A 13,476-nucleotide genomic window follows, 5' to 3' on the forward strand; every position below is an offset into this window, starting at 1 on the left:
GAGAACTTCCATGCGCAATCTCTTCGCGATCGCATTGCTCGCGGCCACCACGGCCCAGGCAGCGGACCTGAGCTTCTCCGGCCAGGCCACCAACCACAACGACAAGATCGTCATTGACTTCCAGGTCGCGGCCGGCAGCACCGTCAGCCTGTGGACCGATTCATGGCAGTCCGGCCTGAACTTCGACCCGCAACTCTTCCTCGCCAGCGGCGGCGTCATCGTCAATGCCGACGACGACGGCGGCAGCGTCGTCAACGCCAGCGCGGGCTACTACGACGCCGGCCTGCAGTTCACGGCCACTGGCGCCGGGAGCTACCGCCTCGTGCTGAACGCTGCATCCAACAACGCGCTCGGCGCCTCGCTGTCACAGGGCTTCACATATGACGGCGACACACCAATCAAGCTCGCCGACTGGAACCAGCCCAGCTACGACCTCAACGTCAACGACCAGAAGGGCGGCTTCTGGCGCTTGAACCTGAGTGGGGTCGAGCAGGCCGCCATGGTGCCCGAGCCCAGCGGCATCGCGCTGTTAGTCGCCGGCTTGCTGAGCATTGCGTTCGTCGTGCGCCGCCAGCAACGCATGCGCTGAACTGGCGTCTCTCTTCCCGGGGGAGCCAACGCCAGCACGGCGTGGCAACCGTCGTGAAGCGGCTACCGGTTCAAGAACAGCTCTGCTCAACCCACCACCAAAAAGGAGCCCAAACCGAGGAAGTTACCCACAACCTGGGCCCCGAGAGGCTCGAACAAGGGTGGGTCAGGATGGCGTGGGAATCAAAAGTGCGAATGCTCGGTCGTCGAGAAGCTGCTTGAGTTGATCAAGATTCGCAACACCCATCCCGCTTTCAACGGGCAGTTCCAGCTTGAAGAGAGCGCTGAGCACGAGTTGGTAGTCTCGTGGCACACAGCGGAAGCACAGGCCGGGCTTCAGATCAACTTTTCCACGATGGCCCATCTGCTGAGCTTCAGGTCAGATGATGGCACTGCGTTGGTGATCCGCTTCGACAGGGACTGACGTTTCAGGCTCGAGAGCGAACGAAGCGCTCCCGAGCCGTCGAGTTGAGCAGGGCACCGCAAAGGCGTTGGAGCGTTCTGCGGCGCCGAGGGCTCAGTAGCGGTAGCTCACTGTCAGGTAGGCGGCGCGCGGCAGGATCGGTCGGCCTTCGTAGATCGGCGTGTTGGCGCCAAGGACGTTGCTGCTCGTGCTAGTGCTTCCGCAGTTCTGGCAACCACCATCCACGAAGCCGGTGCTGCCGGTCACGTTCTGCAGGTTCAACTGCAGGCGAAGGCGCTCCGTCAGGTCGACATTTCCGCCAAGGGAAAGCTCCGAATAGCCCGGCATTTTGAACAGGTTGTCGGCAGCGGTGAAGCGGTCACCGATGTGCCGGTACGTTGCAAACACGCGGCCGCTGACGCCTGCCACGTCGAAGTTGTACGCCGGCGTGATCTGATAGATCAGGCGCGGCACCCGTGGCACCCGCTTGCCGTTGTAGTCATTGTCCGTCGTGATGACATTGCCGAGCGCATCGATGTTCTGGTCGATCGGGTGGAAGTTGGTAAACGTCGAGCGCGCCAGCGTCAGGTTCAGCGCCACGTCGAACGGACCGCGACCCGGACGCCAGACGATTTCCGATTCGATGCCCGTCGAGCGTGTAGAACCCATGGTCAGCTTCGGTGTGCGCTCGCCGGTGGTGCCGTTGACCGTGTAGCTGTAAAACGAGTAGGACTTGTAGTCCATCATGTACGCCGAGATCAGCGCCGCCACTTCCGGGTAGTTCAGCTTGAGTCCGAGCTCCGCACTGTTCAGCTTCTGCGTCCGCATGGTCTCACCCACACCGAACCAGCCGTCCTCCGTGCGCGGCAAGCGCTGCGGCTCCGAGTAGCGAGCGAATGTGCCGATGTTGGGAGACCAGGTGTAGTCCGCGCCAACCGACCATGAGGTCGCCTTGAACTTCGGGCTGTACGAGGTGTACTGCCCATTGAGCACGTTCACGTTCTTGAACGCGTAATCCGTGCTGCCATTGACCGTGGCAGTGCCGCGCATGTCGACGACCTCGGTGTTCTCGTGGTTGAGCTTCATGGCGGCGCGCTCGTACCGAACACCGGCGTCAAGCCGCAGGCTGTCGCTCACTTTCCAGTTGTCATTGAGGAACAGCGCGGTCGCGCGGGTTTCGTCCTGCTGATTCAGCAGGAAACCTGCGTGGGTGGTGAAACCGTTGTGCGTGTACTTGGCGGCGACCTTGCCAGTTGCATCAAGGCCGACGAGTTCCAACACTTTTGGCTGGCTCTTGAGTTCGGTCAGCAGGCTGCCGAAGTTCAGGTTCATCTGCGAGTTAAGCTTGGCGAAGCTGAAGAACTGGCCGAAGGTGAGGTTGTGGGTGCCCAACGCCTCGAACGACTTCGTCTCGCGCAGTTCCTGGGTGTAGTTGTCGACGGTGATCATCCCGCGCCACCAGCCCTGGGGAGCGATCCGGCCATTGCCGTTGGCGCCGTTCACGTCAAAGATCTTCGTCGGCTCGCCCAGATACCGCAGTTGCAGGCTTTGCACGTCCGGGGCGGCTTCCTTGATGTTCTTCCAGTACGGGTTGTTGGCGACTGGCGCGACGACATCGGTGCCGAGCTGCGTACCGCCGCTGAACATGCCGTTGAAGTCGTTCGTACCGGTGGTCAACCGGCTGCGAGCTTCCAGCTTCCAGCCGTTGCCAAAGTCGTGGAACACCTCCCCGCCGACCGTCTCGAACTTCGAATGGACGCCGTCACCCAGGTCACTTTGCAGCGGCTTGCCACCTTGCCACAGGGTCACACGCTGCAGGTCCGGGGATGCGAGCGTGCCGTTCTTGACATCGATGCCGGGGATGGACTTGGGCTTGATGTTGGAAGCGTCGCCCGAGTTGAGGAATGGCAGGTTGGTTTGGAAGTAGGTGTGGTCGTTCAGCAGGTAGGCGTAAAGGCTCGCAGTCGTGGCACTGTTCCGAAAGGTCAGCGCTGATTTCCACTCGCCGCCATGATTGGCCGTGAAGCCAGGCGAACGTTGCCCGTCGTCGACCCGGTAGTAGCCACCCGTCGTGAACGACAGATACTCGTTGATGGGGCCGGATACATAGCCGCTTGTCTTGAGGCGGTTGTTGCTGCCGAACTCCTGGCTGAGTTCGCCTTCAAGGACCTTGGTACCCCGACGGTTGAGGTGGTTGAAGGCGCCCGCAGCGGCATGCGAATAGAAGACCGACGAGGGGCCGCCACGGACAAACTCGACGCGCTCAACCATCGGCCCGATGCGCACGAAAGTGTCTGGGTTCATGAAGCCGACTTCCGGCTCGTAGTACACGGGCAGGCCGTCCTGCAGCAGCGGTACGAACTTGAAACCGCCGTTGGAAGGGAGGCCGCGCAGGAACAGGTTGCCAGATGACTCGCCGCCGTTGCCGTCGGAGAACACGCCGGGCACGTTCGAGTACAGCGCCATCGCCGACGTCGGCTTGATGTCGCCGATCTGATCCGCATCCAGCGTGGTGATGCCGTATGCCGTCTTGAACTTCGTGTTCTTGACCGTCGCGCCAGTGATGACCACGGTTTCAAGCGACAGCGGGTCGTTGGCACGATCCTTCTTCGCGGTGTCTGCGGCAACGGGTGCCTGTTGGGCCAGCACCCACGCAGGGGTCAGGCAGATGGCCAGGGCGAGGCTGCGTGCATTGAGTGGACGAGATAAGTTTCGCAAGAGGGTCTCCGGTTGGTTGTTGTCCCGCATCTGCGGGCGGCCGGCGGTCTAGGCGCCGGTGCTGCGAAGCGGCTGCATTCTTGTTTTACTCAATCGATTTAGTACAGGGTGCAAACCCAGATTCACTCAATCGATTGACTGAAAGCACAAAATGAGTGCGCTAGAGTGACGAGATACCAACAGTCCCGTCACGGAGAAGCCGCATGTCCAGTTCTCCCTTGCCTTCGTCGTCTACCTCGGACGACGGTGGGGAACGGTCGGCGCGCCCGCAGATGGCTGACATAGCGCGCCTCGCCGGCGTGTCGGTTTCAACTGTGTCGCTGGCGTTGCGGGGAAGCCCGAGCATCGGCGAGCAGACGCGCCAGCGCATCGCCGAACTCGCGCGCAGCCTGAACTACCGCGTCAATGTGCGTGCGCGCAACCTGCGCACCGGCACCAACCGAACAATTGCCGTGGTGGTGCCCTACTCCAGGGCTGATCGGCACCACCTCGCCGACCCGTTCTACCTGGGCCTCATCGGCAGCATCGCAGACGCACTGGTCAACGACGGGTATCAGATGCTGCTGGCACGCGCCGAGGAGCACGATGAGGACTTGGCGGCGCTGTATGAGACCGGCCAAGCTGCCGGCATCGTGCTCACAGGCGCGTCGCGCCCTCACGAGGCGTGCAATCAGCTGACCATGGCGGGCGTTCCACTGGTCGTGTGGGGAGCGCCCTTGCCGCGCCAGTTGTATTGCACGGTCGGCAGTGACAACCGCGACGGTGCGCGAGCCGCCACGCTTCACTTGCTCGACCAGGGAGCAAGGCAGGTGGCGTTCGTCGGTGACAACGAACTTCCCGAAGGGGCTGAACGCTATGCCGGCTATCAAAGCGCGTTGCAGGAGCGTGGCTTGAAGATCGAGCCTGGCTTGCACTGCATGCAGGTTCCGCAAGGGTCGAAGGACCTCAGCTGGCTGTCGTCACTTCTCGATCATGCCGAGAAACCAAATGCCATCTTTGCGAGCTGTGACCTGATCGCGATGCAGGTACTCCAAAGCCTTCAGCAGTTGGGCAAGCGGGTGCCGGCAGATGTGGCGGTTTGCGGCTTCGACGACATTCAGATGGCCGCGGCCTTCGAGCCCGCCTTGACCACCGTGCGACAGCGCACGGCCGACATCGGCACCACCGTAGTCGCCGCGTTGAAGGCGCAGATCGCGGGCCGAGCCGCACAGTCCTTCCAGCTTCCGACCGAACTGGTCGTGCGCGCTTCTTCCAAACGCAAGAAGAGCCGGTCCCGCTGACTGACTCAGGAGCAGGTTCTCCGGCTCACCGCTTACCCGTTGCCAAGTTCCTTGCGGCGCGGAATGTCTGCCCCACGTCGCGTGCAAGTAATGGACGCGGCGACGGAAGCAAACTCGAGAGCGAACCGCAACTGCTGTGAGTCGAGCGATTCAACCGCAGAGACGGAAAGCATTCCCCTCTCCGACAGCCAAGTGAGAAGTGCTGCCTGGAACGTGTCGCCCGCGCCCACGGTGTCGACCACGTCGACGCGTGGAGACTCCACCTCGACAACTTCCGTCTGGGTGAATGCGATGGCGCCGCTGCCACCTCGGGTCACCACGACGAGGCGGCATCCAAACCCAAGCCAGGATTGAGCCACCTCGTGAACGGGCGCCCCGGGAAACGCTGCGTGCAGGTCCTCGGAACTGACCTTGATGATGTGCACACGGGACGCCATCCACCCCATGGTTGAAGTCCAACGACCAAGGTCTTGTTCAACGTTGAGACGCAGGTTGGGGTCGTAGGCGATGAGACGCTTGTGCCGCTCGCGCTCTACAAGCAACCGCTGAGCGGATGCAACCGGCTGAACGACGGTCGTGTAAGACCCGAAGTGCAAGGCCGTGAAGCGGTCGTCAAGCTCAGGTATGTCTTCGGCCCTGACCAGGCGATCAGCGCAGCCATTGCCGTAGAAGGCATAGGACGCCGAACCATCGTCCAGCAGCCCGACCAGGCCAAGTGTGGTCGGTGCATCGACGACGGGGCTGAAGCCGATGTCGACGTGTTCGGCCAGGAGTGCCTTCCGCAATCGATCGCCAAGGAAGCCTTTGGACAACCCACCGAAGAACGCGACGCGTTGATTCATGCGAGCGAGCCCGACGGCCACGTTGAATGGCGACCCACCTACGCGTGCGTCAAGCACCAGCCCGGACGCCGTCTCTTGCTCCGAGAAGACGTCCATCAACGCTTCACCGCAAACCAGGATCATCTTGGTATTCCTTAGGTGGTTGCAGACAGCAACGGGTACATCGTGGCCTGCACGGTGCTGACCTCGAACAAGCCGACGCGCGGGTTCTCCGCGCCATGGAAGAAGCCCAGGCCGGCTGCGGCGGGATCCGGATACACGAGGTCTGAGATCACCACCAGACCGTAGTCCGCGAAGACCTCAAGCGTGCTCCCGTCCACCCAGATTTCGATGCTGAGTTCGTCGGTGTTCAGGAGGCGTCGAGCCGCATGCCGCTCAGACTGTCCGGCGAACTCCGGTGACGACGTTCGGCGATCGACGAAGAAAGAATCCGACGCCGGATCGAAGCCAACTTTGACCGAGCCGGCGAAGCCCTTGAACAGCTCCACACCGACGGGCGCCTGTAGCGCCGCCCGCGACAGCCGCAGCTTCAGGCGCAACTGCCTGCCGACGTTGGCGAACTCCGCGAGGCTCGCCGCCACTTGGCTCGCCGGGACATCAGTAGCCCGCTGCAAAGGCGTGGCGCTGACCAGCGCCTTCGCTTCGTCGACCACCGTCTGGCAAAGGCGCAGGCCATGCGGTGTGACCGCGAGGGTGAGTTCACGGGGCAGCGATTGCTGGCCGCGCCATGTCTGCGTGGGCAGCGCGCGTGCGTAGTCCCAGTTGCTCATCCAGCCCAGCCAGATATGGCGGCCGCCAGGCATGTTGGTGAAGGTGATGGGCGCATAGAAATCGCGCCCAGAATCCGCCCAGAGCGTGATCTCGGCGTTGGTCGGCTGGCGCACAGGGCGGTCGGTCATGACGAAGTGGTCGACGCTGATGTGGCCCCAACTGCCGGTGGCTTCATCAACGACCCGGAGTTGCGCTCCCAGCCCCACCAGGCTCGCCACATCCCAAGACACCCATTTCAGGATCTCGGTGTCATCACCGGAGGCCTGCTGCAGCACGCGGCCGCCGATCACAAGCTCCACACGCGTCGCGTGGCTGCGCCCGCCTGCGATCTGGAAGCACAGGAAAGGCTTGGTGATCACGAACACGGGAGAGGTCAGCGCGCCTGTACTCGCGTCGCCGCCATGGAAGGACGACGCGAAGCGCCGCCCCAGGAATCCGCCGACATGTTGCTGGCCATCCAGCGATCCCGCGGCAGGCCCCGAGCCAAAGGCAGAGCCGGTGACCTGCCACCCGGCAGGGAAGCGCTCTCCCTCGAAGTCCGCCACCAGGTCGCCCTGAGGCGGCGTGACGGCGTCCACTGTTTCGCTGGGCTCCGCGACGAATCGCGTGCCGTCGAAATCTCCGACGAAATACTGGACGCCACTGCCGCCCCAGATGGAACCGAGGTTGACCGAGACGATGAGCACCCACCGCTTCTGGCCAGGCGCACCGACGACCGGCATCTCCATGAGTTCCGGGACTTCCCAGATGTTGTTGGCGGCCGAGCCGGCCGGCCCGAATGTCGACACCTTGGTCCAGTTCTTGAAGTCCGCGGACGTGTAGAACCAAACCTCCTGCTCGAGTGCCGCGACCACCAGCAGCACCCAGCGCTTTGTCGGCTCATGCCAGAACACATTCGGGTCCCGGAACTCCTTGGAGCCGATGTCGATGATCGGGTTGCCGGCGTAGGGCACATAGTTGCGCCCACGATCAAGGCTGTAGGCGAGATGCTGGGACTGGATCTTCGTGACCGGGTCGAAACCGGTGAAGAAGGCCAGCATCGCCGGTGCCTTCGAGCCCGCAGGCGCAAACCCAGCCGTGTTGTCATGGTCCACAACCACCGAGCCCGAAAAAGCCATCACGTGCTGGCTTGCCGAGATCGCGACGGGCAGTTCCCGCCAAGACATAAGGTCCGTGCTGACCGCATGGCCCCAACTGATGTTGCCCCACTGCGCGTCGAAGGGGTTGTACTGGTAGTAGAGGTGGTACTCACCATCCACGTAGACCAGCCCGTTCGGGTCGTTCATCCAGTTGCGCGCCGGGCTGTAGTGGAAGCGCGGTCGCCACGCATCCGGCTTTGACAGAGGTGGTTGAGGAAGTGCAGGCGGGTTCACGATCGGTGGGTTCTCGGGAGAAGTGGTGGAAGCGCCGCCGCCGCAGCCGGCGAGCGCCAAGGAGCCAAGTGAAAAGCCACGCCGGTTCAGCATGGCGACAGGCGTTCGCCGGCCGCGTTGAAGTAGTGCAGGCGCTCGGCGGCGATCTGGATCGATCGCCCCTGCCCGAAGGCGACCTGCCGGTCGGTCGTCAGCACGGTGACGGCGTCCGGCATATCGGTCATGTTGAGGTGCACCAGCGATTCGGCACCCAGCCGCTCGACCAGCTGCACGTTCGCTGCCGAGCCCGGCGTCAATTCCAGGTGCTCCGGACGAGCGCCGACGGTGCCAATGCCGGCGGCTGTCAGTTCAACGTGGTCTCGCCCGGTCAGCATGCGCAACAGCGCCGCATGCGGGTGATCCACCTTGATCAGGTTCATGCGGTGCGTGCCCATGAAGCCGGCCACGAAAAGATTGGCCGGGGTGTCGAACAACTCATCCGGGGTGCCGAACTGCTCCAACCCCTTGCGGCTGAGCGCCACGATCCGGTCCGCAAGCGTCATGGCCTCGACCTGGTCGTGCGTGACATAGACCGTGGTGATGCCATGCCGGCGGTGAAGCTGCGCGATCTCGGTGCGCATCTGGCCGCGCAGGTTGGCGTCCAGGTTGGACAGCGGCTCATCAAAGAGGAAGGCCCTGGGCTCGCGCACGATGGCCCGCCCGATGGCGACGCGCTGGCGCTGCCCTCCCGACAACTGCCCAGGCTTGCGCTGCAGCAGCTCCTCCAACTGCAGCTGCCGGGCCGCATGGAGGATCATCTCGTGGCGCTTGGCCTTGGGCGTCTTGAGGATCTTCAGGCCGAAGCCGATGTTGTCGTAGACCGTCATGTGCGCGTACAGCGCATAGTTCTGGAACACCATCGACACGCCGCGCTCAACCGGCGGTAGCTCGTTCACCCGCGTGCCGTCGAACGTCAGCTCACCACCGCTGACGGCCTCGAGGCCGGCGATCATGCGCAGCAGCGTCGACTTGCCGCATCCGGACGGCCCCACGAGCACGGTGAACTCGCCCTTGCGCAGGTGCAGGTTCAGCTCTTTGAAGACGTAGCGGTCGAGGTGATCCTCGTAGCGCTTGTCGACCGCGTTGAAAACAATGTTTGGCATGCTGGAACTTGAAAACTCAGATGTGGCTACCGATAGACATCAGCGGGCAAAAATAGTGACTGCGGCGGCACCCCTCGACCCGCATCAGCCCTTGATGCCCGCGCCGACAACGGATCGGATGAAGTGCTTCTGGAAGGCCAGGAAGAAGACGAGAACCGGCAACGTGATGATGGACGCGTAGGCCATGATCTCGCCCCACTGCGTCGTGCGACCGTAGAACTGCTGCAGGCCCACCATCACGGTCCGCGCCTGCGACGTGTGGACCGTCATGACCGGCCACAGGTACTGGTTCCACATGCCCAGGAACAGGATGATCGCGGCGGTGACGATGACCGGCTTGCACACCGGCAGCACGACGCGCAGATATATCGTCAGCGCACCAGCACCGTCCATCCGGGCAGCCTCCAGCAACTCATCGGGCACATCCTTGAAGAACTGATAGAACAGGAAGACGCAGAACGCGTTCGCAAGGAAGGGCACGAACTGGACGTGCAGGGTGTCCAACCACCCGACGACGACTGCGCCGGTGCCAATGTCGATCCAGGGCAGCTTGGACACGATCAGCAGCAGCGGGATGGCCAGCACCTCGAACGGCACGATCAACAGGCCGATCACCAGGGACAACATGACGCCCTGCCCTCGCCACTTCAGCTTGGCCAGCGCAAAGGCCGCTGCGCTGTTGATGAAGATGCCCGCCACGACCGTGACCAGCGACACCACGCCCGAGTTGAACAAGTAGGACCCAATCGAGCCCTTCTCGAACATCGCTCGGTAGTTGTCGAGCGTCCAGCTGGCATTCGGGATCAGGGCCGTCGGGCTGCCGAGATCAGCAAAGATGGTCTCGCTCGGCTTGAAGCCGGCGGCGAACATGAACAGCATCGGGTAGGCGAACACGATGGCCGCGAGCACCATCAGGGCGACGTGCAGCAACTTGCCAGCGACCAGCGCTCCTTCTGTGGACCGACTCATGATCCCAACCTTTCCATGATCTTCTTCTGCCCGAACGACAGCAGCAGGACGAAGAGGAAGAAGAACAGCGTCATGGCGGAGCCGTAGGCAATGTCCTGCTCTCTGAAGCCAACCCGAACCGCATGGAAGATGATGGTGGTGGTCGAGTCGCGCGGGCCACCACCGGTCAGCACGTCGACCTGCGTGAACAGGCCGAAGGCCATGATGGTCGTCGAGAGCATGACGAACACCAGCGTCCGCTTCAGCCCCGGCACGGTGATGTAGATGAACTTCTGCCAGGCGCTCGCGCCCATGACGCTGGCGGCTTCGTACTGGTCATTCGAGATGCCCTGCAGGCCGGACAGGAAGATCAGCATCTGGAAGCCGGCGCCCTGCCACGCCGACATGATGGCGATGGAGAGCATGGCCAGGCGCGGGTCGCCGAGCCAGTCGGGCTGCGCCGCTTCGTCACCGAAGACGGCCCTCAGCACTTGATTGAGCAAGCCTGCGTCGGTGTGCAGGATCAACCCCCAGATCGCCGAGACGACGACCATCGACGTCACGACCGGCGAGAAGAACACCGTGCGCAGACCGACGCGGCCGCGGAACTTCTGGTTCACCCACAGCGCCATCGCGAACGCCAGGCCGCATTGCAAGGGCACCACGAGCAATGCGAACAGGAAGGTGTTGAGGATGGAGCGAAGGAACTGCGGGTCACGTGCGCCGACGAGGTAATGCGATCCCCCAAGCTTGACGTCCGTGAGGTACTGGAAACCGTTGAGGGTGGCGGGGTCCGCGCGCTTGAGCTGGCGCCACTGCCTCGATGGGTTCTGCTGCTCCTTGACGAGTGCGGCCGGCGCCTCGACGAGCTTGAGCGAGAACATCCGCGTGTAGTTGCTCAGCCCCACCCATTCGACGTTGTCGGACTGCAGAAGCTTGATGTTGGTGAAGCTGAATCCCACCGCCATGATGAAAGGCAGGACCACGAAGGCGGCGAAGAGAAAAAGCGCCGGGCCCAGGAGCGCAGCCACCTCGCCCCAACGTGCGTGCCCGAATTGTTTGATGTCAGAAGCCATAGTCACGGTTGCGCTTCAAGTCCTGCTGGATCGCCTCAACGGCGCGGTCGAGTGCCTCCGCCGCGTCTCCGCCTTCGCGCACCTCTTTCATGGCCCGCTCGAAGCTGCTGCTGATCAGGGGATAGGCGGGCGTCTCCGGGCGGAGAACCGCGAACCGGCGCGCGAGTTCAAAGTAGTCCCGGCCGTAGCCACCGACGCGGTACATCGGCGTCAGATCCGCCGCGGCTTCGCTCGTCGGCATCAGGCCGGTTTCCGCCGAGAAGGCGGCGATCTCGCTGGTGCTGATCAGGTGCTCGACGAACTGACGGGCGCCTTCCGGATGGGGGCAGCCGCTGGAGACCGCCCATTGCCACGACCCTGCGCCGATGCGCGGCGCCTGGCCGAAGGCGGGAGGCGGCATGGCCACCAGATCGTCCTTGAACTTCCTGCGGTACTCGCTGTCGGCCCATGACCCGTTGTAGTTGAAGACGGCGCGTCCGCTGAGGAAGGCCTGCTCGTCCACCGGCTTGCGCGACGCCAGGCGTTCGACAAACAGGCTGCGGTAGTAGTCCAGCACGGTCAGCGCCTTGTCGCTGTTCAGCACGCCCTCGGCGACCTTGAAGGTCTTGCGGTCGATCAGGTCGGCGCCGGCGCTTTGAAGCCACGGCGAGAAGGCATAGGGAACCCATTCGCCGTTGCGTTGGCCGTTGAGGTCCAGCGGGTAGCGGACGCCCTGCTTCTTGAGCCGGCGCAGGATGTCGCGGAACTCGTCGGCCGTGTACGGAGCTTCGAGGGTCGCAATGCGGATACCGGCCTTGTCCAGCACGCTCTTGCGTGCGAACAGTGCCAGCACAACATCGAACTGACCCACCGCGTAAAGCTTGCCCTTCAGCGTCGAGCGCCCGCCGGCGATCAGCGCTTCTGCGCCGGCCGGGCGCAGCTTTCCCTCCAGGGGCTGGATATGCCCCGCCCACGCGAAATTGGGAACCGACGGCTGGTCCAGATCCAGCACGCACGGCAGCTTGCTGGTCATGGCCGCCGCAGTCACTGCCTGCTGGTAAGAGCCCTGGGGAAGCGTCTCCACCACGACACGCCATTGGTTTTGCTTGCGATTGAAGCGCTCCACGGCCTTGGCGCTGGCGACCATTTCAAGGTCGCCGGTTTCATGGCGCCAGACATGAAGTTCCTGCGGCGCCGCAAGAGCAGACATCGCGGCCCACGCAGCGGCCGCGCAGATCAAATGCTTCACCTGCGGCTCCTACCCGCCGGTGCGGCCGCAACGGATGCGCGTGTCTGAACATCGCAGGGCTCCTTGAGCTTGCCCTTTGAGGACGGATCGCAGGCAAGCCTGGCGGCGTGCATCCCCATTTGAAGGTAGGGCAGGCGCACACTGGTCAACGGCGGGTCAGTGGCGTGCACCAGCATCGGATGATCGTCAAACCCGAGCACTGAGACGTCTTGCGGCACGGCGATCTGTCGCTTGTGCAGGCATTGGATGATGCGAGCCGCCATCTTGTCATTGCCGGCCACGATGGCGGTTGGCTTGTGGGTTTGCAGCACCTCACCCACCAGGGTGTCGATGTTTGCAAACTCATCGTCGGCGTTGCCACCTCGCGAACCCTGAACGAAGACCGGTTCCGCCAGCTTGCGATCAGCTGCGGCCTTGAGAAAACCACGATGTCGAAGTTGGGTCGCGCGCATGTCAGCGAAAAGCTCGAAGACGACAACGCGCCTGTGATTGAGTTCGTAGAGATGAGACAGCCCATCCCTGGCGCCCTGCTCGTCATCAGGCACGACCGCGGCGTATTCGCCGCGTTGCGCATAGCAATTCAGAAGGACGACACGCAGGTCATCGGCCCGCTCAAGCAAAGCCGTGTCGACCGGCCGGTGGAAGTGCGTCGCGAAGATCAGCGCATCCACGCGGTGCTCGATGAGCTCGTCGATCAGGGACGGGATGTCTTCTTCGGAGCCACCGCTTTCGGCGATCAGGAGACGCTTGCCCTGCTGCTTGGCAGACAGCTGCAACCCCTTGATGAGCTCAAAGGAGTCTGGGCTGGTCGTGATGCGATCCGAAACCACGCCGATCAGGTTGGTCTTGACGCCCTTCAACGACCGCGCTGCGATCGACGGCCGGTACTTGAGTGCCTGCATGGCGCCGACGATCAGCGCAGAGGTCTTGGTCGAGACGCAGGTGGGATCGTTGAGGTAGCGCGAGACGGTGCGTACCGACACATTGGCCGTTGCAGCAACCTCGTATATCGTGGCCGAAGTAGTCATGTCTCCATCATTCTTTTGAACAAATGGCCATCGGTAGCCATTTGTCTATCGATAGTAATTGCTCCTAACGAGCTTGTCG

General features: G+C 63.0%; 11 protein-coding genes. 3 read left to right on the top strand and 8 right to left on the bottom strand.

The window, feature by feature from the left end; translation table 11 throughout:
• Positions 1-10: 10 nt before the first annotated feature.
• Both AC0IZJ_RS27130 and AC0IZJ_RS27135 read left to right on the top strand, forming a co-directional pair.
• On the top strand, positions 11-589 hold the full coding sequence (locus AC0IZJ_RS27130; RefSeq protein WP_471855173.1) for a DVUA0089 family protein: 579 nt from the start codon (positions 11-13) through the stop codon (positions 587-589).
• 222 nt (positions 590-811) lie between these two features.
• On the top strand, positions 812-1,012 hold the full coding sequence (locus tag AC0IZJ_RS27135; protein ID WP_471855176.1) for a hypothetical protein: 201 nt from the start codon (positions 812-814) through the stop codon (positions 1,010-1,012).
• Positions 1,013-1,105: 93 nt separating this feature from the next.
• Here the strand turns inward: AC0IZJ_RS27135 and AC0IZJ_RS27140 are convergent, their stop codons facing one another.
• The gene (locus AC0IZJ_RS27140) at positions 1,106-3,739 is read right to left on the bottom strand and encodes a TonB-dependent receptor (protein ID WP_471855179.1); all 2,634 of its coding nucleotides are present in this window, start codon (positions 3,737-3,739) and stop codon (positions 1,106-1,108) included.
• A 173-nt stretch (positions 3,740-3,912) separates the two neighbouring features.
• Between AC0IZJ_RS27140 and AC0IZJ_RS27145 the strand changes: the two genes are divergently transcribed.
• A complete protein-coding gene (locus tag AC0IZJ_RS27145; RefSeq protein WP_471855182.1) occupies positions 3,913-4,989 on the top strand; it encodes a LacI family DNA-binding transcriptional regulator in 1,077 nt (358 codons plus the stop codon).
• 32 nt (positions 4,990-5,021) lie between these two features.
• Here AC0IZJ_RS27145 and AC0IZJ_RS27150 read toward each other — a convergent pair whose 3' ends face one another.
• From AC0IZJ_RS27150 to AC0IZJ_RS27180, 7 genes are all read right to left on the bottom strand, one after another.
• Positions 5,022-5,954 carry a carbohydrate kinase family protein gene (locus AC0IZJ_RS27150; RefSeq protein WP_471855184.1) on the bottom strand — a complete coding sequence of 311 codons (933 nt, stop codon included), beginning with the start codon at positions 5,952-5,954 and terminating at the stop codon, positions 5,022-5,024.
• An 11-nt stretch (positions 5,955-5,965) separates the two neighbouring features.
• Positions 5,966-8,068: a glycoside hydrolase family 32 protein gene (locus tag AC0IZJ_RS27155; RefSeq protein WP_471855188.1), complete on the bottom strand. Its 2,103-nt coding sequence runs from the start codon at positions 8,066-8,068 to the stop codon at positions 5,966-5,968.
• Positions 8,062-9,117, bottom strand: a complete 1,056-nt coding sequence (locus AC0IZJ_RS27160; RefSeq protein WP_471855192.1) for an ABC transporter ATP-binding protein — start codon at positions 9,115-9,117, stop codon at positions 8,062-8,064. The genes AC0IZJ_RS27155 and AC0IZJ_RS27160 overlap by 7 nt, the downstream gene beginning before the upstream one ends.
• Before the next feature lie 84 nt (positions 9,118-9,201).
• Positions 9,202-10,086, bottom strand: a complete 885-nt coding sequence (locus tag AC0IZJ_RS27165) for a carbohydrate ABC transporter permease (RefSeq protein ID WP_471855195.1) — start codon at positions 10,084-10,086, stop codon at positions 9,202-9,204.
• A complete protein-coding gene (locus AC0IZJ_RS27170; protein ID WP_471855198.1) occupies positions 10,083-11,096 on the bottom strand; it encodes a carbohydrate ABC transporter permease in 1,014 nt (337 codons plus the stop codon). Before AC0IZJ_RS27170 ends, AC0IZJ_RS27165 begins: the two co-directional genes overlap by 4 nt.
• 34 nt (positions 11,097-11,130) lie before the next feature.
• Complete coding sequence (locus AC0IZJ_RS27175) at positions 11,131-12,369, bottom strand: sugar ABC transporter substrate-binding protein (protein WP_471855201.1); 1,239 nt, start codon at positions 12,367-12,369, stop codon at positions 11,131-11,133.
• On the bottom strand, positions 12,366-13,397 hold the full coding sequence (locus AC0IZJ_RS27180; RefSeq protein ID WP_471855204.1) for a LacI family DNA-binding transcriptional regulator: 1,032 nt from the start codon (positions 13,395-13,397) through the stop codon (positions 12,366-12,368). The genes AC0IZJ_RS27175 and AC0IZJ_RS27180 overlap by 4 nt, the downstream gene beginning before the upstream one ends.
• Positions 13,398-13,476: the final 79 nt, after the last annotated feature.

This window comes from Roseateles sp. AC306, assembly GCF_979253795.1.

What these genes read in the sequence shown, in the direction of transcription:
- AC0IZJ_RS27130 (WP_471855173.1), top strand. Translation starts at nt 11, where the DNA reads ATGCGCAATCTCTTCGCGATCGCATTGCTCGCGGCCACCACGGCCCAG.
- AC0IZJ_RS27140 (WP_471855179.1), bottom strand. Translation starts at nt 3,739, where the DNA reads ATGCGGGACAACAACCAACCGGAGACCCTCTTGCGAAACTTATCTCGT.
- AC0IZJ_RS27145 (WP_471855182.1), top strand. Translation starts at nt 3,913, where the DNA reads ATGTCCAGTTCTCCCTTGCCTTCGTCGTCTACCTCGGACGACGGTGGG.
- AC0IZJ_RS27150 (WP_471855184.1), bottom strand. Translation starts at nt 5,954, where the DNA reads ATGATCCTGGTTTGCGGTGAAGCGTTGATGGACGTCTTCTCGGAGCAA.
- AC0IZJ_RS27155 (WP_471855188.1), bottom strand. Translation starts at nt 8,068, where the DNA reads ATGCTGAACCGGCGTGGCTTTTCACTTGGCTCCTTGGCGCTCGCCGGC.
- AC0IZJ_RS27160 (WP_471855192.1), bottom strand. Translation starts at nt 9,117, where the DNA reads ATGCCAAACATTGTTTTCAACGCGGTCGACAAGCGCTACGAGGATCAC.
- AC0IZJ_RS27165 (WP_471855195.1), bottom strand. Translation starts at nt 10,086, where the DNA reads ATGAGTCGGTCCACAGAAGGAGCGCTGGTCGCTGGCAAGTTGCTGCAC.
- AC0IZJ_RS27180 (WP_471855204.1), bottom strand. Translation starts at nt 13,397, where the DNA reads ATGACTACTTCGGCCACGATATACGAGGTTGCTGCAACGGCCAATGTG.